Source organism: Vagococcus lutrae, assembly GCF_003987555.1.
GTDB lineage: Bacteria > Bacillota > Bacilli > Lactobacillales > Vagococcaceae > Vagococcus_A > Vagococcus_A lutrae.
Genome location: NZ_NGJW01000005.1, coordinates 43,817 through 62,529, shown reverse-complemented (window position 1 = coordinate 62,529; position 18,713 = coordinate 43,817). Strand labels below are relative to the sequence as shown.

24 protein-coding genes and 1 pseudogene are annotated in these 18,713 nt (G+C 37.0%); 24 read left to right on the top strand and 1 reads right to left on the bottom strand.

Annotated features, from left to right (window positions below; genetic code table 11):
- The first annotated feature begins 14 nt into the window (after window positions 1–14).
- The 22 genes from CBF33_RS04870 (at window position 15) to arcC (ending at window position 15,833) form a co-directional block, all read left to right on the top strand.
- On the top strand, window positions 15–200 hold the full coding sequence (locus CBF33_RS04870; protein ID WP_016184192.1) for a type Z 30S ribosomal protein S14: 186 nt from the start codon (window positions 15–17) through the stop codon (window positions 198–200).
- Window positions 201–234: 34 nt separating this feature from the next.
- Window positions 235–633, top strand: a complete 399-nt coding sequence (gene rpsH / locus CBF33_RS04865) for a 30S ribosomal protein S8 (protein ID WP_023606973.1) — start codon at window positions 235–237, stop codon at window positions 631–633.
- 29 nt (window positions 634–662) lie between these two features.
- The gene (rplF, locus tag CBF33_RS04860) at window positions 663–1,199 is read left to right on the top strand and encodes a 50S ribosomal protein L6 (protein WP_126762127.1); all 537 of its coding nucleotides are present in this window, start codon (window positions 663–665) and stop codon (window positions 1,197–1,199) included.
- 34 nt (window positions 1,200–1,233) lie between these two features.
- Entirely contained in the window at window positions 1,234–1,590 is a 357-nt protein-coding gene (gene rplR, locus CBF33_RS04855; protein ID WP_023606975.1) for a 50S ribosomal protein L18, read from the top strand.
- A 20-nt stretch (window positions 1,591–1,610) separates the two neighbouring features.
- A complete protein-coding gene (gene rpsE / locus CBF33_RS04850) occupies window positions 1,611–2,111 on the top strand; it encodes a 30S ribosomal protein S5 (protein WP_023606976.1) in 501 nt (166 codons plus the stop codon).
- Window positions 2,112–2,124: 13 nt separating this feature from the next.
- Window positions 2,125–2,304, top strand: coding sequence for a 50S ribosomal protein L30 (rpmD, locus tag CBF33_RS04845; RefSeq protein WP_023606977.1), 180 nt, complete (start codon window positions 2,125–2,127; stop codon window positions 2,302–2,304).
- A gap of 41 nt (window positions 2,305–2,345) precedes the next feature.
- Window positions 2,346–2,786: a 50S ribosomal protein L15 gene (gene rplO / locus CBF33_RS04840; protein WP_023606978.1), complete on the top strand. Its 441-nt coding sequence runs from the start codon at window positions 2,346–2,348 to the stop codon at window positions 2,784–2,786.
- Window positions 2,786–4,084, top strand: coding sequence for a preprotein translocase subunit SecY (secY, locus tag CBF33_RS04835; protein WP_023606979.1), 1,299 nt, complete (start codon window positions 2,786–2,788; stop codon window positions 4,082–4,084). The genes rplO and secY overlap by 1 nt, the downstream gene beginning before the upstream one ends.
- A 45-nt stretch (window positions 4,085–4,129) precedes the next feature.
- Entirely contained in the window at window positions 4,130–4,780 is a 651-nt protein-coding gene (locus tag CBF33_RS04830; RefSeq protein ID WP_126762125.1) for an adenylate kinase, read from the top strand.
- A gap of 143 nt (window positions 4,781–4,923) precedes the next feature.
- Window positions 4,924–5,142 carry a translation initiation factor IF-1 gene (infA, locus tag CBF33_RS04825; protein WP_023606981.1) on the top strand — a complete coding sequence of 73 codons (219 nt, stop codon included), beginning with the start codon at window positions 4,924–4,926 and terminating at the stop codon, window positions 5,140–5,142.
- Between the two features lie 31 nt (window positions 5,143–5,173).
- Window positions 5,174–5,287 carry a 50S ribosomal protein L36 gene (rpmJ, locus tag CBF33_RS04820; protein ID WP_009488082.1) on the top strand — a complete coding sequence of 38 codons (114 nt, stop codon included), beginning with the start codon at window positions 5,174–5,176 and terminating at the stop codon, window positions 5,285–5,287.
- 18 nt (window positions 5,288–5,305) lie between these two features.
- Window positions 5,306–5,671, top strand: coding sequence for a 30S ribosomal protein S13 (rpsM, locus tag CBF33_RS04815; RefSeq protein WP_023606982.1), 366 nt, complete (start codon window positions 5,306–5,308; stop codon window positions 5,669–5,671).
- Between the two features lie 26 nt (window positions 5,672–5,697).
- A complete protein-coding gene (gene rpsK / locus CBF33_RS04810; RefSeq protein ID WP_023606983.1) occupies window positions 5,698–6,093 on the top strand; it encodes a 30S ribosomal protein S11 in 396 nt (131 codons plus the stop codon).
- Window positions 6,094–6,174: 81 nt separating this feature from the next.
- Window positions 6,175–7,113, top strand: coding sequence for a DNA-directed RNA polymerase subunit alpha (locus CBF33_RS04805; RefSeq protein WP_023606984.1), 939 nt, complete (start codon window positions 6,175–6,177; stop codon window positions 7,111–7,113).
- A gap of 27 nt (window positions 7,114–7,140) precedes the next feature.
- Window positions 7,141–7,521, top strand: coding sequence for a 50S ribosomal protein L17 (gene rplQ / locus CBF33_RS04800; protein ID WP_023606985.1), 381 nt, complete (start codon window positions 7,141–7,143; stop codon window positions 7,519–7,521).
- 306 nt (window positions 7,522–7,827) lie between these two features.
- Entirely contained in the window at window positions 7,828–9,057 is a 1,230-nt protein-coding gene (gene allC, locus CBF33_RS04795) for an allantoate deiminase (RefSeq protein ID WP_211329527.1), read from the top strand.
- 27 nt (window positions 9,058–9,084) lie between these two features.
- Window positions 9,085–9,870, top strand: coding sequence for a (S)-ureidoglycine aminohydrolase (gene allE / locus CBF33_RS04790; RefSeq protein WP_126762121.1), 786 nt, complete (start codon window positions 9,085–9,087; stop codon window positions 9,868–9,870).
- A gap of 17 nt (window positions 9,871–9,887) precedes the next feature.
- Window positions 9,888–10,970, top strand: a complete 1,083-nt coding sequence (allD, locus tag CBF33_RS04785) for an ureidoglycolate dehydrogenase (protein ID WP_126762119.1) — start codon at window positions 9,888–9,890, stop codon at window positions 10,968–10,970.
- On the top strand, window positions 10,971–12,731 hold the full coding sequence (gene fdrA / locus CBF33_RS04780; protein ID WP_126762117.1) for an acyl-CoA synthetase FdrA: 1,761 nt from the start codon (window positions 10,971–10,973) through the stop codon (window positions 12,729–12,731). It abuts the gene before it with no gap.
- Between the two features lies 1 nt (window position 12,732).
- On the top strand, window positions 12,733–13,995 hold the full coding sequence (locus tag CBF33_RS04775) for a YlbE family protein (RefSeq protein WP_126762115.1): 1,263 nt from the start codon (window positions 12,733–12,735) through the stop codon (window positions 13,993–13,995).
- Between the two features lie 63 nt (window positions 13,996–14,058).
- Window positions 14,059–14,898, top strand: a complete 840-nt coding sequence (locus CBF33_RS04770; RefSeq protein ID WP_126762113.1) for an oxamate carbamoyltransferase subunit AllH family protein — start codon at window positions 14,059–14,061, stop codon at window positions 14,896–14,898.
- 8 nt (window positions 14,899–14,906) lie between these two features.
- Window positions 14,907–15,833, top strand: coding sequence for a carbamate kinase (gene arcC, locus CBF33_RS04765; RefSeq protein WP_126762111.1), 927 nt, complete (start codon window positions 14,907–14,909; stop codon window positions 15,831–15,833).
- A gap of 77 nt (window positions 15,834–15,910) precedes the next feature.
- On the opposite strand, the pseudogene CBF33_RS09605 reads toward arcC, so the two are convergent.
- Window positions 15,911–16,079, bottom strand: a pseudogene (locus CBF33_RS09605) (transposase); the annotation flags it as partial.
- 457 nt (window positions 16,080–16,536) lie between these two features.
- Between CBF33_RS09605 and CBF33_RS04755 the strand changes: the two are divergent.
- Together CBF33_RS04755 and CBF33_RS04745 are read left to right on the top strand one after the other, a co-directional pair.
- Window positions 16,537–17,475, top strand: coding sequence for a hypothetical protein (locus tag CBF33_RS04755; RefSeq protein ID WP_126762109.1), 939 nt, complete (start codon window positions 16,537–16,539; stop codon window positions 17,473–17,475).
- Window positions 17,465–18,574: a hypothetical protein gene (locus tag CBF33_RS04745; protein WP_244919690.1), complete on the top strand. Its 1,110-nt coding sequence runs from the start codon at window positions 17,465–17,467 to the stop codon at window positions 18,572–18,574. Before CBF33_RS04755 ends, CBF33_RS04745 begins: the two co-directional genes overlap by 11 nt.
- Window positions 18,575–18,713 lie beyond the last annotated feature (139 nt).

The window sequence follows — 18,713 nt, the reverse complement described above, 5'->3', positions numbered from 1 at the left end:
AGGAGGCGAACTACTTGGCTAAAAAATCAATGATTGCTAAAAACAAACGTCCAGCTAAATTCTCAACTCAAGAATATACGCGTTGTGAACGTTGTGGTCGTCCACATTCAGTTTATCGCAAATTCAAACTATGCCGTATTTGCTTCCGCGAACTTGCCTATAAAGGACAAATTCCCGGCGTGAAGAAAGCTAGCTGGTAACAAAAAACCCGCATAGAAGGAGGTTAATAGTTCAATGGTCATGACAGATCCTATCGCAGATTTCTTAACACGAATTCGTAATGCCAACATGGTAAAACACGACATGTTAGAAGTACCTGCATCAAAAATCAAACATGATATCGCAGAAATCTTGAAAAAAGAAGGTTTCGTCCGCGATGTAGAATATATTGAAGATGACAAACAAGGCATCATTCGCGTTTTCTTAAAATATGGTCGTAATGAAGAACGTGTTATTACAAACCTAAAACGTATTTCAAAACCTGGATTACGTGCTTATGTTAAAGCGAATGAAGTTCCTAAAGTATTAAACGGCTTAGGTATTGCAATCATTTCTACTTCTGAAGGTGTTATCACTGATAAAGAAGCAAGAGAGCGTAATATCGGCGGCGAAGTACTCGCTTACGTATGGTAAGATAAATAGAAAATAAGGAGGTGTCTTGAGTGAGTCGTATTGGTAATAAACCTGTTGTCATTCCTGAAGGTGTCACAGTGACAAAAAATGGAAATGATATTACTGTTAAAGGTCCTAACGGAGAATTAACACGTACATTTGTACCGAATATTGCTATTTCTATCGAAGGAAACGAAGTAGTATTTACAAGAGAAAATGACGAAAAAACAAATCGTTCATTACACGGAACAATGCGTTCAAACCTTGATAACATGATTATCGGTGTGAGCAAAGGTTTCGAAAAACAATTAGAATTAATCGGGGTTGGATACCGTGCTCAATTACAAGGAACAAAACTTGTCTTGAACGTTGGTTACTCTCACCCAGTTGAATTTGATGCACCAGAAGGCATCACAATCGAAGTTCCTTCTAACACTCAAGTAATCGTTAAAGGAATCAATAAAGAGCATGTTGGCGAATTAGCTGCTAACATTCGTGGAGTACGTCCTCCAGAGCCTTATAAAGGTAAAGGAATTCGCTATGTTGGTGAATTTGTAAGACGTAAAGAAGGTAAGACTGGTAAATAATCGCCAGTAACATAAAATATAAGAGGTGACAATTGTGATTTCAAAACCAGATAAAAACAAAGTACGTCAAAAGAGACATGGTCGCGTACGTAAAAATATCTCTGGTACTGCTGAGTGCCCACGCTTAAACGTGTTTCGTTCTAATAAAAACATCTACGCTCAATTAATTGATGACGTAGCGGGTGTGACGCTAGCAAGTGCCTCTACCTTAGATAAAGAAATTTCAGGTGGAAATAAAACTGAGCAAGCATCAGCTGTAGGTGCGCTAGTCGCAAAACGTGCAGTCGATAAAGGTGTTAAAGAAGTCGTATTTGACCGCGGTGGTTATTTATACCATGGTCGCGTTGCTGCTTTAGCAGAAGCTGCTCGTGAAAACGGACTAGAATTTTAGGAGAAGGAGGAACACCATTCATGGTTTATATTGATCCAAAAGGGTTAGAATTAGAAGACCGTGTCGTATCGATCAACCGCGTTACGAAAGTAGTTAAAGGTGGACGTCGTTTACGTTTCGCTGCTTTAGTTGTTGTGGGTGATAGAAATGGTCACGTAGGATTTGGTACAGGTAAAGCACAAGAAGTACCTGAAGCAATCCGTAAAGCAATCGAAGACGCTAAGAAAAACTTAATTGAAGTCCCAATGGTTGGTTCTACAATCCCTCACGAAGTTATTGGCGTATACAGTGGTGGACGTACATTAATGAAACCTGCTGTTGCCGGTTCTGGTGTCGCTGCTGGTGGACCAGTTCGTGCGATTTTAGAGTTAGCTGGTGTTGCGGATGTTACAAGTAAATCACTTGGTAGCAACACACCAATTAACGTGATTCGTGCAACATTAGAAGGACTATCTCGTCTAAAACGTGCTGAAGAAGTAGCAGAACTTCGCGGAAAATCCGTAGAAGAGATTATTGGATAAGGAGGACAATGTCATGGCAGAATTAAAAATTACATTAAAACGTAGTGTAATCGGACGTCCTCAAAACCAAAAAGATACTGTGAAAGCTCTTGGTTTAAAGAAAATTAACAGTGTGGTTGTAAGACCAGCTAATGATGCTGTTAAAGGCATGATTAATACTGTTTCACATTTAGTGGACGTTGAAGAAGTTTAAACAAATCATTTTAAATCAATAAAGAGGAGGTGCCTAGAGACATGAAACTTCACGAATTAAAACCTTCTGAAGGATCTAGACATGTACGTAATCGTGTAGGTCGAGGAACTTCATCTGGTAATGGTAAAACTGCTGGACGCGGTCAAAAAGGACAAAAAGCACGTTCAGGTGGTGGCGTACGCTTAGGCTTTGAGGGTGGACAAACACCTTTATTCCAACGCTTACCAAAACGTGGTTTTACAAACATTAACCGTAAAGAATACGCTGTTATCAATTTAGATGTATTAAACAAATTTGAAGACGGCGCAGAAGTAACACCTGCATTACTAGTAGAAGCTGGAATCATCAAAGATGAAAAATCTGGCGTTAAAGTACTAGCTAATGGTGAATTGACGAAAAAATTAACAGTGAAAGCTGCTAAATTTTCAAAAACTGCTCAAGAAGCAATTGAAGCTGCTGGCGGTTCAATCGAGGTGATTTAATGTTTAAATTATTGAAAGATGGCATGAAGGTTAAAGACATTCGTCATCGCATTTTCTTTACATTATTCATCTTGTTTGCATTTCGTTTTGGTGCTCATATCACAGTACCAGGCGTTGACATCAAAGCACTTGCTAACTTAAGTGATAATCCGTTATTTAACATGATTAACACAGTTAGCGGGAGCGCGATGGAGAACTTTTCACTATTTGCTTTAGGTGTATCACCGTACATTACGTCTTCTATCATTATCCAATTGTTACAAATGGATATTGTACCGAAGTTTGTAGAGTGGTCAAAGCAAGGTGAAGTAGGCCGTCGTAAATTAAACCAAGCAACACGTTATTTGACACTTGTCATGGCGTTTTTACAATCAATTATGATTACAGCCGGATTTAATCAATTCGCTGGAGTTGGGTTCGTTAAGACACCCGATGCCAAAACGTACATGATGGTGGGAATTATTTTAACAGCTGGAACGATGTTAGTTACATGGATGGGAGAACAAATCACTGATAAAGGCATTGGAAACGGTGTTTCAATGATTATCTTTGCCGGTATTATTTCAAGAATACCGAAGGGGATCGTTTCTCTTATTGAAGATCGCTTAATTAATATCAAACCAGAAGACCGGATGATGAATATTTTATTCTTAGTCCTACTTGTGGTAGCAATATTAGCAATCGTAACGTTTGTAACGTACTTCAACCAAGCTGAAAGAAAGATTCCAATTCAATATACCAAACGTGTAGCTGGCGCACCTCAAAGCAGCTATTTACCTTTAAAAGTGAATGCCGCAGGGGTTATACCAGTTATTTTTGCGAGTTCCTTGTTAGCAACACCTAATGCGATTATGCAACTATTTAGCGCAACTAAAGGAAGTGCAACATGGTTTAAAGTAGTTCAACACATGTTTGACTATTCAACACTTGGTGGGGGTATTTTCTATACATTGCTTATCGTAGGTTTTACTTTCTTCTATGCCTTTGTACAGGTGAATCCTGAGAAAGTAGCAGAGAACTTACAAAAGCAAGGAAGTTACATCCCAAGTGTACGACCAGGAGCATCAACTGAAAATTATATTTCATCTTTATTAATGCGACTAAGTGCAGTAGGATCTCTATTCCTAGCTGCCGTAGCTATCTTACCTGTTATTGCACAAAAGCTTTGGGACTTACCGACAGCCATTGGTTTAGGTGGAACAAGTCTTTTGATTGCTGTAGGGGTAGCATTAGAAACAGCTAAACAATTGGAAGGTTTGATGATGAAACGTCAATATACTGGTTTCATTGTGGAATAGTCATTGATGCATAATCATTCAAATCCTTTACAGGAGGAAACCGATATGAATCTGATTATTATGGGATTACCTGGTGCAGGTAAAGGAACACAAGCCGAACGAATTGTAGATACTTACAATATCCCACATATTTCAACTGGAGATATGTTTCGTGAAGCGATGGCTAACGGTACAGAATTAGGAAAACAAGCGAAAGCTTATATGGACGAAGGTTCATTAGTTCCGGACGAAGTAACCAATGGCATTGTTAAAGAACGCTTAGCTCAAGCTGATACAGAAAAAGGCTTCTTGTTGGATGGTTTCCCAAGAACCATTGAGCAAGCTTATGCACTTGAAGAAATTTTAAACGACTTAGGCAAACAACTTGATACTGTCATCAATATACATGTTGAAGAAGATGTTTTAGTGGACCGCTTAGCCGGTCGTTTTATGTGTAAAGATTGTGGGGCAACTTATCACAAAGTGAACCATCCACCAAAAGTGGAAGGAACATGTGATCGTTGTGGCGGCCATAATTTTTATCAACGTGAAGACGATAAACCTGAAACAGTCAAAAATCGCTTGAAAGTAAACGTTGCCGGTAGTGCACCGATACTTGAGTTTTATAACGAAAAAGATCTTCTTCAAACATTAGACGGAAATCGTGAAATCGAAGACGTTTTTGTAGATGTGAAAAAGATTATTGACAATCTGTAGATAACAGAATCTATCAGGAAAGAATGGTTCAAGTTGCTTCATAATGTTGCTGTATCATGGTATAATAGACAGGTTGAAGATTTGGCATTTGAGTACGAAAAATTGTCATCGTTTAAGACTAACCGTATAAGGAGGTACTCGTAGTGGCAAAAGAAGAAGTGATTGAAATTGAAGGAACAGTTGTTGACACTTTGCCGAATGCAATGTTTAAAGTTGAATTAGAAAATGGCCATGAGATTCTTGCTCATGTTTCTGGTAAAATCCGTATGCATTATATCCGCATTTTACCGGGAGATAAAGTGACAGTTGAATTATCACCATATGATTTAACTCGTGGTCGCATTACCTATCGATTTAAATAATTGCACTCCGTAAAATCAAGGAGGTAAAATCATGAAAGTAAGACCATCAGTAAAACCAATTTGCGAAAAATGCAAAGTAATTCGCCGTAAAGGTCGAGTTATGGTTATTTGTGAAAATCCAAAACATAAACAACGTCAAGGTTAATAGGAGGTGTAGCGTATAATGGCTCGTATAGCAGGAGTAGATATTCCTCGTGATAAACGTATTGTTATTTCATTAACATACATTTATGGGATCGGAAAAACAACGGCTCAAAAAGTCTTAGCAGACGCAAACGTATCAGAAGATATTCGCGTACGTGAGTTAACAAACGATCAATTAGATAAGATTCGTGCAGAAGTCGACAAATTAAAAGTCGAAGGAGATTTACGTCGTGAACGTAACTTAGACATCAAACGTCTAATGGAAATCGGTTCATACCGTGGTATTCGTCATCGTCGTGGTTTACCAGTTCGTGGTCAAAACACGAAAAACAATGCCCGTACTCGTAAAGGTCCAGCTCGTTCAATCGCAGGTAAGAAAAAATAATTTAAAGTGAAGGAGGTTAGAACTTCATGGTAGCAAAAGCAAAAAAAGTAAGCAGAAAACGCCGTGTGAAAAAGAATATTGAATCAGGTATTGCACATATCCATTCAACATTCAATAACACAATTGTGATGATTACAGATACGCATGGTAATGCTATTTCTTGGTCATCAGCAGGTGCTTTAGGATTTAAAGGTAGTAAGAAAGCAACACCTTTCGCAGCGCAAATGGCAGCTGAAGCAGCAGCTAAAACTGCAATGGAGCATGGTTTAAGAACTGTTGATGTAACAGTTAAAGGCCCAGGTTCTGGACGTGAAGCAGCAATTCGTTCACTACAAGCAACAGGATTAGAAGTGACTGCAATTCGTGACGTCACACCAGTTCCTCATAATGGATGCCGCCCTCCAAAACGCCGTCGTGTTTAATGAGCGTCTTTCATTTGAGTATGAACTTTAAAAACGTCATTGAGCAACGCACTTTTCGTTTTGAAAGGGGTATAGATTAAAATGATTGAATTTGAAAAACCACGGATCACTAAAATTGATGAAGACCGAGATTATGGTAAGTTTGTTATCGAACCACTAGAACGCGGTTATGGAACAACTTTAGGAAACTCTCTTCGTCGTATTTTATTGTCTTCTTTACCAGGAGCGGCTATCACTAGCCTTCAAATCGATGGCGTGTTGCACGAATTCTCAACCGTTAAAGGTGTGCAAGAAGACGTGACACAAATCATTTTGAATATTAAAGGATTAGCTTTAAAACTCTATACTGAAGAAGAAAAATCCCTTGAAATTGATGTTACTGGTCCCGCTACTGTAACTGCAGGAGATATTATTACGGACAGTGATGTTGAAATTTTAAACAAAGATTTATATTTATGTACTGTCGCTGAAGGTGCTACATTCCACGCACGTTTGAAAGTTCAACCAGGCCGTGGATACGTACAAGCAGAAGACAACAAACAAGAAGATATGCCTATTGGCGTCTTACCTGTTGACTCTATCTACACACCTGTTCGTCGTGTTAACTACCAAGTAGAAAATACGCGTGTAGGTCGTCGTGATGATTTTGATAAATTAACACTAGAAGTCTGGACAGATGGATCCATTATGCCTCAAGAATCTATTAGCTTAGCAGCGAAGATTTTAACTGAACATTTAGATATTTTTGTTAACTTAACTGATGAAGCTAAAAATGCTGAAATCATGGTTGAGAAGGAAGAAACACAAAAAGAAAAAATGTTAGAAATGACAATTGAAGAGTTAGATTTATCAGTTCGTTCATACAACTGCTTAAAACGTGCAGGCATTAATACTGTACAAGAACTAACAAACAAGTCAGAGGCTGAAATGATTAAAGTCCGTAATTTAGGTCGTAAATCTTTAGACGAAGTGAAAAACAAACTAAGTGAATTAGACTTAGACCTACGTCAAGACGACTAAGACTTTCTCATAAGGAGGGAAACTAACGTGAGCTATCGTAAATTAGGCCGTACTAGCAGTCAGCGTAAAGCAATGTTACGTGATTTAACAACTGATTTATTAATCAACGAACGTATCGTAACAACTGAAGCGCGTGCTAAGGAAATCCGTTCAACTACTGAAAAAATGATTACTTTAGGAAAACGTGGCGATCTTCATGCTCGTCGTCAAGCAGCAGCTTTCGTACGTAACGAAATCGCTGATGTACGCGAAGAAAATGACGAAATCGTTGTTGAAACAGCATTACAAAAACTGTTTAACGACATCGCACCACGTTACGCTGATCGTAATGGTGGTTATACTAGAATTCTTAAAACAGAACCACGCCGCGGTGACGCAGCTAAAATGGTTGTTATTGAATTAGTATAAGTCATACAAATATATGAATGAGAGTGTTATGATGTTGGATGTTATGCATCCGAGTCTAGCTCGTTGCAACTCTCCGGTTTTACCGGAGAGCTTGCGCTCATTATAAAAATGGAGAGGGTCCTGTAAAGGGCTTTTTTTATTAGTAGAAAAGGAGACACCTTTGTTTTTTGTAAACAAAGGTGTCTCCTTTTGTGCTTAATGACCAAAAGTTAAGTCTGTGTTTATCACCCTTAACTAGTGTATTCGATTTGGAAAAGGCTTACAATTTATTTATAAAGCATGTCAACTCGTATAGGAGGGAAAAAAGTGTTCAATGAAAAAGAAGTGCAACAATATGTAGAATGGCTATCAGGCATTGGAGCGGATCCAACAGGTGGCACCACAAGGTTGTTATATGACGAGCATTGGGTAAAAGCTCAAAATGAGTTGAAAACATTATTTGAAAAACATGATTTTAAAACACAATATGACGCAGTAGGAAATCTATTTGCACGTATTGAAGGTAGTGAATTTCCAGAAGAAACTATTATGTCTGGTTCACATGTGGATACAGTAGTAAATGGCGGCGCATTGGATGGTCAATTTGGTATTTTATCTGCTTTTCTAGCAATGAAATATCTCTATGAAACACATGGCCAACCAAAACGTTCAATGGAAATAGTTTCTATGGCGGAAGAAGAAGGAAGTCGTTTTCCATACGCATTTTGGGGAAGTAAAAATATCTTTGGCTTAGCCGATAAAGAAGATGTTATCGACGCAGCAGATGCCACAGGTGTTAAATTTGTTGATGCTATGAAACAAGCTGGATTTGATTTCCGTGACGAAAATGAAAAGACTCGGGAAGATATCAAAGCGTTTGTAGAACTACATATTGAACAAGGGAATGTTTTAGAAACGTTGAAAAAACCCGTGGGGATTGTCACGAGTATCGTCGGACAGAAACGTTATACGATTCGTCTAAAAGGACAAGCAAACCATGCTGGGACGACACCGATGAGTTATCGTCATGATACCGTATACGCCATGAGTCGTATGATTAGTCAAAGTATCGAAAAAGCAAATAAGATAGGCGATCCGCTTGTGTTAACATTTGGCCACGTAGAAGTCGTTCCAAACACAGTGAATGTAGTACCAGGAGAAACGGTGTTTTCAATGGATTGCCGTCATACAGATAATACGGTGCTAGAAAACTTCGTTCAAGAAATAGAAAAAGACATGCAAATGATTGCTCAAGAAATGGGTATTGAAATTGAAATGGAACGTTGGATGGATGAAATGCCGACACCAATGTCTGAAGATATTGTCAATCATATTATCGCAGCATGTGATAAAGAGGAATTGAATTATCATGTGATGCACAGTGGTGCGGGACATGATTCTCAGATTTTTGCACCACATGTTCCGACAGCGATGATTTTTGTCCCAAGTATTAAAGGAATTAGTCATAATCCTGCGGAAGCAACGCATGTGAGTGACTTAGTCGAAGGCGTTCGTGCTTTAACTGCAACGCTTTATCAATTAGCATATGAAAAATAAATAAAAAAGTGAAAGAGGTCGAGTTGGATGGGTTACAGAACAAATGAAATGGGTTATCCTTCAAGTATTTTGGAGTCACGTTCAAGAATAGAAAGAGGAAATTTTGCGGTGATTCCACCAGAAGGGATGGTCATGAATCAACTTCCAGGATTTGAGCAATGTGAAATGACTATTTTAGCAACACCTAAACTAGGTGCTAGTTTTGTGGATTACTTATGTCGTGTTTTACCAGGTGGAGGTAAACGTGATGGGTTTGGAGGTAATGGAATTCAAACCTTTATTTATGTGATGGAAGGGAGCTTGACGGTTTCTATTGAAGACGAAACATTTGAGCTAACACAAGGGGGATATGTTTACTGTCCGCCAACGAAACAAATGACATTTGAAAATAATAGCGATGAGCCTACTGAAACATTTCTTTATAAAAAACGTTATCAAGAAGCAAAAGGCTATGAGCCTTATGTCGTATCAGGTAATTCTAATGATATTGCAGGAGAAGATTATGAAGGCATGTCCGATGTTAACTTTAAAAACTTATTGCCGACAGATTTGAATTTCGATATGAACTTCCATATCTTATCGTTTGAAACAGGGGGTTCTCATGGTTATATTGAAACACATTATCAAGAGCACGGCGCCATTCTTTTAAGTGGAGAAGGTATGTATAACTTAGATAATAATTGGATGCCAGTTAAAAAAGGAGATTACATCTTTATGGGAGCATATAACTTACAGGCGTGCTATTCAGTTGGACGCAAAGCACCGTTAAGTTATCTTTACTCGAAAGATTGTAATCGCGATGTCGAATTATAAGAGATAGGGTGAAAAAATTGGAAGAATTAGTTTATGTATCACCAGATGAGCTTCATTCGTTAATTCAAAACAAGTTGCAATCAGCTGGGTTAAAAACAGATCATGCAGAAGAAGTCGCAAAACACTTAGTCTATGCGGATGCTCATGGTATTCATTCCCATGGTGCCGTGCGTGTCGATTACTACGCTGAGCGGATTGCAAAGGGTGGTCTGAACTTATCCCCCCATTTTCACTTTGAAAAAACGGGACCAAGTACAGGGATTTATCATGGAGAAAATGGTTCTGGACACGTTGCAGCATTGGAAGCTTTAAAATGTGGTATCGAGTTAGCTGAGGAAACAGGTGTGGGAATCGTAGGTGTTAGTCGGATAGGACATAGTGGCATGTTATCCTATTTTGCTGATTATGCAGCACAACGCGATTTAATCTGTCTAACAGTCTGTCAATCAGATCCGATGGCTGTTCCATTTGGTGGAACAGAGCCGTTTTTCGGTACCAATCCGATTGCTTTTAGCGCGCCAACAGCGAATGACCGTCCGATTATTTTTGATATGGCAACGACTGTACAAGCCTGGGGGAAAATATTAGACGCACGTAGTAAAAATAAAGATATTCCTGAAGGCTGGGCTGTAAATAGCCAAGGAGAAACGACAACGAATCCTCATGAAGTTCAAGGGTTATTGCCGATTGCCGGGCCAAAAGGATATGGGTTAATGATGATGGTAGATATTTTATCAGGTTCATTACTAGGACTTCCTTTTGGAAAACATGTTAGTTCTATGTATGCTGACTTATCAAGTGGTCGTAATTTAGGACATTTACATATTTTAATTAACCCGTCTTATTTTACAGAGTTATCATCATTTAAAAACAACTTAAGTCGCATGATTGAAGATATTCATGCTAACCCACCAGCGACCGGCTTCGATCGTGTTTTATATCCAGGTGAGTTGGCAGAAGTAACCTTTGCGAAATATCAAGAAACGGGTATTCCAGTAGCGAAGGATATTCATGAGTATTTGATAAGTGATGTTATTCATCATAATAGCTATGACCATGGATCTGCCTTTGCAGAAAAAAACGAAGAGGGTGAAGAATAGATGTTACAAACGATTATTAAACAAAATAGTTATCAAGATTCTGTTGTCTTGATGTTATTAACAAGTAAATTAAATCAATTACCATTTGTTGAACGTGTATCCATTATGATGGGAACACCTGCTAATAAAGATATTTTTATTGCGAGTGGTTTTGATACGCCAGAATTAGCAGACGCTACCGCCAATGATATGGTAATTATGCTAGAAGTAAACGATGAAAGCAAAACAGATGATGTGTTAACGATGATTGATGAAGAGTTAAATAAAGACGCTGATAATGGCGGCGAAGTGAATGAGAATATTAATTCTTGGGAAAAAGCCTTGAAAAAAATGCCAGATGCGAATGTAGCATTGCTTTCTATACCGGGAACATATGCGGCACTAGAAGCTGAAAAAGCGTTAGATAATGGCTTACATGCGTTTATCTTTAGTGACAATATGTCGTTAGAAGATGAAACACGCTTAAAACAAAAAGCCCATGAAAAAGGCTTGCTAGTAATGGGACCAGACTGTGGAACAGGTATTTTACATCGTTTGCCACTTGCTTTTACGAATAATACACGTCCAGGAGGCATCGGTGTGGTCGGCGCTTCTGGAACAGGTATTCAAGAAGTGACAACATTAGTTCATCGTTATGGTGCGGGGATTACGAATGCTATAGGAACAGGTGGGCGCGATCTATCTTCTGAAGTAGGCGCAACGACAATGATGGATGGTATTTTAGCATTAAATCATGACGATAATACAGAAGTCATTGTAATTATTTCCAAACCACCTGCACAAGAAATCAAAGAAAAAGTGTTAGCTCGCTTGCATGCTGTTGAGAAACCTGTAGTTGCTTTATTCTTAGGGGACAAACCGACAGAACATGAAGAAAATCTATACCATGCTTATACGTTAGAAGAAGCAGCACAGTTATCTGTTAAATTATTAAACAAAGAAGAGATTCTATATGTACCGTCTCAAGCAAAAGCAGTAGACGTTAAATTAGCTCCAAGTCAAACGGGTATTAAAGGTTATTATGCCGGTGGAACATTGGCTTATGAAGCTAGCGTTTTAATCGAAGAAGCACTTGAGTTAGAACATCATCAATCTCCAGAAGGCTATACATTGAAACATGATAGTCACGAAGTCATTGACTTAGGGGATGATATGTATACTAGCGGTAAACCACATCCGATGATTGATCCTGAAAACCGTATTAATAAGATAAAAGATGTCATCAATCAAGAAGAAACAGCGGTTGTTTTATTCGATGTAGTACTAGGATATGGTGCTCATATGGATATGGCTAGTGAACTGGTTAAACCGATTACGGAAGTTCAAACAGCCTTAAAAGAGACAGATCGTGAAGTCGCTTTTGTGGCAGTGATTGTAGGAACAGATTTGGATCCTCAAGGGTATGACGAACAACGTCAGATTTTAGAAGAGGCAGGAGTCGTAGTTTGCGAAAATAACGTAGAAGCAATTCAAACGGCATTGTCTGTTATCGACCGTGGCTTAACATTTGCAGAAAAAGCAGTGAAACCAGCAGAAAAATCAAATGAGACATTACCAGATGCATCTGACGCTATCCAACGTTTAATGAATGAAAAACCAAAAGTGATTAATATTGGTCTTAAGAGCTTTACTGATTCTATTTTAGATAATCATGGCGAAGTCGTTCATTTTGAATGGAAGCCAGCAGCTGGTGGCGATGTTCACTTACAAAAAGTATTGTATTTCTTAGATCACTATGAATTTGATAAGGAGGCTCACTAAGATGACATTTAAAACGATTGATGAAGCGAATCAAGCCGTTATTGATAAAATAACTGAAGCATCACCATTTTTACTCGACGTGGTGCGTGCGAAAGAAGTAATTCCAGCCTTAAACAAGAGAATGTTACTGCATGCTGGCCCTCCAATGACGTGGGATGATATGACGGATCCTATGCAAGGATCTTGTGTCGGCGCTGTTTTATTTGAAGAATGGGCAGAAACAGAAGAAGAAGCACGCGAATTACTTTCTTCTGGAGCTATTGCCTTTGAACCTTGTCATCATCATCAAGCGGTAGGACCGATGGGGGGGATCACCTCAGCGAATATGCCAGTTTTAGTCGTACAAAATAAAACAGATGGTAATTATGCTTATTGTACAATGAACGAAGGAATCGGTGCGGTGTTACGTTTTGGAGCATATTCAGAAGAAGTTATCACACGTTTACGTTGGATGAGAGATACATTGGGACCAGTTCTGAGTAAAGCATTAAAAACCTTAGAGGAAGGTCTAAATGTCAACGTGTTGGTTGCGAAAGCCATCGCTATGGGAGATGAATTCCACCAACGTAATATCGCTGCTTCTCTTGCGTTTTATAAAGAAGTGGGACCGATTATTGTGTCATTAGATATCCCAGAGAATGAAAAACAAGAAGTATCGCAATTTTTAGCAGATACCGACCAATTCTTCTTAAATATTATGATGGCAGCAGCTAAAGCTGTCATGGATGGAGCGCGTACGATAGAAGCAGGTACCATCGTAACAGCTATGTGTCGTAATGGGAAAGATTTCGGTATTCGTATCGCAGGAATGGGTGACGAGTGGTTTACTGGACCTGTAAACACGCCTCAAGGTTTATACTTTGCTGGCTATTCAAGCGAAGACGGTAACACAGACATTGGGGATAGTGCGATTACAGAAACCTTTGGTGTTGGGGGCATGGCAATGATTGCTGCACCAGCCGTAACACGTTTTGTTGGTTCAGGTGGGTTCTATGATGCATTGAATACAAGTAATGAGATGGCGGAAATTTGTAAGGCACATAATAATAATTTCCCAGTACCAACATGGGACTTTAAAGGGATTTGTTTAGGAATTGATGCTCGCTTAGTTGTAGAAAAAGGCATTACTCCTGTTATTAATACAGGTATTGCACATAAAAAAGCAGGTGTTGGGCAAATTGGGGCAGGAACAGTACGTCCGCCAATGTCATGCTTTGAAAAAGCTATTGCAGCCTATGCTGAAAAACTAGGCATGGAAAAATAAAATATAAATTAAATAGAAAAGACAAACTGTCTTTTCTATTTTTCTTAAAAAGGAGGGCAAAAGATGGAAATAACAGGTGTTTATGCAGGAAAACTCGTTAAAGAGTGGCAGAATAAAACAGGGAGTGTGTCACTCCATAGTATGTTCAAACATAGTTTTAATCTAACAGATGGGCACTCTTTATTACATGTCGGTATGTTGGAAAACAATATCGTCCCGTTTGGCTTGCATGTCTCCCAGTATCATTTTCATCTTTTGCAACACGCAATAAAAAAAGCTCAAGTCAAGATGAAGGTAAGCCATGGTAAGTTAACCATTGGCTCGATGGTTATTTCTTTGGAACAGGTTAAATACTATGACCCTTTGAAAATAGAGTGGCAACCATTTTGTTCTTCGGCGGATACCCGTTTTGTTTGTCACTTAGCGAGTACATTTAATGGGAAAACAGGATTAGATTTTACCAAAGAATTAGCTGGTAATGCGCCATATTTTGACTATTGTTGTTCGGAGAAAAAGGAAGAAGTTACCCGATATTTTATCCACTATATCGGTCGTGGATTAGGATTGACCCCATCAGGTGATGATTTTACAGTCGGATTACTAGCTGTTCATCATGTGTCTCCTTTTTTATCCACAGTATTTTTAAAAGGATTAGCAGATTACTTGAAAGAAGATGTGACAACAGACGTTTCAAAAGCATATATTAACGCCGCATTATCTGGATATTTTAGTTTACAAGTGGATCAAGTTATGACGTCGTTTGCTTATGAAGAACCTGAGCGATTACATCAAGCAGTCAGACAGCTAGGAGAAATGGGTCATACATCTGGTTATGATACATTGATGGGGATAGTTTTAGGATTACAACAAGTCGTACGTCAAAATGTTATTGAAGGAGTGTAGGATAAAGAATGAAAAAACGAGTCGTTCTTGCACTGGGTGGTAATGCTATATTACAGCCTGGTCAAGTAGGAGAATTTAAAGTACAGCAAGAAAATGTTGAGAAAAGTAGCGAAAGCATTTCACGTCTTATTAAAGACGGTCATGAAGTCGTGATTGTTCATGGAAATGGACCACAAGTAGGACAAATTTTACGTCAAAATGAAATGGCACAAGCCGAAGTACCTGTTCAACCCCTCGACGCGTGTAGCGCAGAATCTCAAGGATACATTGGGTATATGTTACAACAAGCATTAAAAAATAAATTGCCAATGTCAGATATTGTGACCATTTTGACGATGACAGAAGTAGACCCTCAGGATAAGGCGTTTGAGAATCCTACTAAACCTATCGGCTCTTTCTATACAAGCGAAGAAGCTGAAAAGATGAGTGCGGAACATGGTTGGGTGATGGGAGAAGATGCGGGACGCGGTTATCGCCGTTTAGTACCCTCTCCACAGCCACAAAAAATCATAGAAGTAGATGCTATTAAAAAGTTATTAGCGCAAGATGTCGTAGTGATTTCTACCGGTGGTGGCGGTATTCCAGTTGTTAAAAATGAACAAAGTGAATGGGAAGGCATTGCGGCCGTGATTGATAAAGACTCTTCTGCCTATCAATTGGCAATTGATGTGGAAGCAGATGTTCTCATGATTTTAACAGATGTTCCCAACGTGTATTTAAATTACGGGACACCAGAGCAAACGAAATTAGAAGAAGTGCCAGTCGCACAAGCGCGTGAGTACGATGCCCAAGGACATTTTTCAGATGGTAGTATGGGACCTAAGATGAAAGCATGTATCGAGTTTGCCGCATTAGGGAAAACAGCGATCATATGCTCATTAGAACAAGCTCCAGCTGCCTTACGAGGCGAAGCAGGAACACGTATTGTTGGATAAAAAAGGCTCTTTGTCAAATAGGACTGATGAGTCAAAATGAAGTCGAAGATGAGTGGAACTCGTTCCATTCATCTTTTTTATTTTACTTCAATGAGGCGATTCATCATGAATATTCTTAATTTCATGTTCTCAAATGATTTGAATCCATATGATATCGTTTTAAGGTTTTAATATGTATATTTTTAGCTTCAATTTCACTGTGCAAATAAGGCTAATTAGAGAATGACGAATTCTTTCTTCATAGCTTGAGGATTTTTAAGTTTCCTACGAAGTTTAGCTACCATTAAGACTTTAGGTAAGTGTATTGTTCTTTATTAAGTGTAATATCTTAATGCCGGTATTAGTAGAAACACAACGTAAACTTGTAATGGAGTTCAATGAGATTTTTTTAATAATCTTTTTAATGGAATTCTACTCGATGTATATTAAAACTTACCGTGTGAAAACTTTAGAAACCTAAATCAAGTTGAAATTTGGTTTTAGTTACAGAGAATATAGTATCTAGATAACATTATATGTAAATAGAAAGGCTATTTTGGATAAATATCATATCTGTATCCTTGTGCGTTCTTACTTATCCACTCGTTGATATCGGTGTAGATTTGGCATCAATAAAATGATATATTATTGATGAATAAGAGATGTTGTTGCTTAGATATATGTGATTTTTTATAAAATAGTAAAATTGAGGGAGAGTATTTAATTGGAAATAAGGGCTTTTCAGATAAATGAAAGTGTTTACGAGGAGAACCTAAAACAAATTGATAAACAAAATATTAATAAAGTATTCTTAAAAGTTTTTTCACCAGAAAATACAGAACATCTAAAAATTGACTGTCGAGCAGATGAAAATTCAATTCTTAAACAATATAAGGATAACTCTGACGCTTTTCAAATGGTTACATTTGCAGATGAGTTAAGAAAAGCAGAATTAAAAAATGATGGAACTAGAAATAAACAAATTACAGAAGGAAATCTATTCATTAAAAGAGAGAGCAAACAACTCTTACTATTAAAATTAGAAAATATAGAGGTTATAGATAAAGAAAAAAATTATGAAATGAAGACATCATTTTCAACTGAGTCTAATTATTATAAGGGATGTATTTTAGGGGATGATTTAAATAAAATAATAATTATTGATAAAAATAGATTTGTAGCAAAATATTGGAGAGAAGGTTTTTTAAAACTATCATTGAATAGGGATGAATACCAAAATTCAAAAGATCTAATCCAGCTATTAAAAGAAGATAACTTATTTACAAATATATTGAGAACTCAAGATAACTTTCAAGAAATAAAAGATCAAACGGAAAATTACATTTTTGACAAGAAATCATTTGACAAAGTAGATTTAGCTGGAATATTAAGAGAACAAAAATTAATTGAAGAAAAAGATTTGAATAAAATTTATTCAGATGAATCAAGAAAAATCGATACTGAATTTTCAATATCAAAAAAAGCTATAAGAGAAGAATATAACAAAACTATATATATATCTCAAGAAACAAAAATATATACAACAAACTATGACAAGCTAATAAAAAGACAGGGTATAGAATATCAGGATGGTAAAATAATATTACCAGTAGATGAAGATTTTATTACTGAATTACCTAAGGAGTTAAAAAATGGGTATTAAAGGTCGCTTTGTGAACACTTCCTTCCTATTTTCGGAATGTCCCCCTGAAAACTTAAGAACCTTCGTTGAAGATAATGAGCTATTCAATCATCCTACACTACTTTTTTTTGAAGATAGGTATATAAATGAGTGTAACAGATTTTCAAAAATTGTTGATAAACTTAAAGTTAAAAAATTTGACGGACAGTTAATCATTTTTGAAAATAATGAAATAAAAAAATTGGAGGATTTTTCTAAGGAAGTCAAGCTGTTTAATCAGATTATTTTAAGCAATAATATAAATGGATTGCAAAAAAAAGATTTAAGTGTATCAGTTAATCATTTTGAAAAATATGAAAAATCTAAAAAAATTAAATTTGTTCAATCCATCTATATATTACTATTTTTATCTAATTTTACGGAATACGCTAACAATACTTTTACTTTTAAAGTCAAAATTGATGATAAAGAAGCCGTAAAACAAGTATCTTTCGACGAAATTGAAACTTTTAATTTATTTAAAATATATTCTTGGGTTATAAAAAGTAAAGAAAATTTATTAACAAGATTAAAAATAATACGTGAGTTTATTGTTAAAAAAGGTTCATTTGATTTATCTGACAAGGATCTGTCTAGTGCAAAGTCAGTTTTTAATAGAATTATAAAAGAAGAAACAGATAAATATTTTGCGCAAGTAAACATGTTGAAAGATGATTTTTTAAAATTAAGTGAGCGTAAGCAAGATAACTACCAATCGTTACATTTAAAATTTCTCGGGTGGAGCTCTTCCGTTGCTTTGTTTATATATGGTGAAGTAAAAGATAGACCCAGTGGCAATTTATGGAGAAAAATCCTCTACTCCAAGACAGAAAAAAGCTTTTTATTCCTAGTTATTTTTACAGTATCTTTGATAACTATTTGGCTTCTCTTTGTAAAAGAAATTTATGAAAACAAGGAAGAATATAAAAAAATAAAACAATTTTATACAGAACAATTATTCTTTGATGAAGATGATTTTCAAGATTTTATTGATTATCCCAAGATCCCATGTTTATATATTTGTGTTTTTGCTGGGCTTTTACTCATGTTATGTTTAAGATTTTTTGCCTTTATTTCATGAAAAGGAAAGCCCAAATGTAAAAATACTTGTACTAATGATATTTATTAGTTGCTGTTTTTACAACTAAATTTTTAAGATGATACTTCAAAAAGATGGTTCTTTGTTAAATAGGACTGACGCGAATTTAAGCGTTTTCATC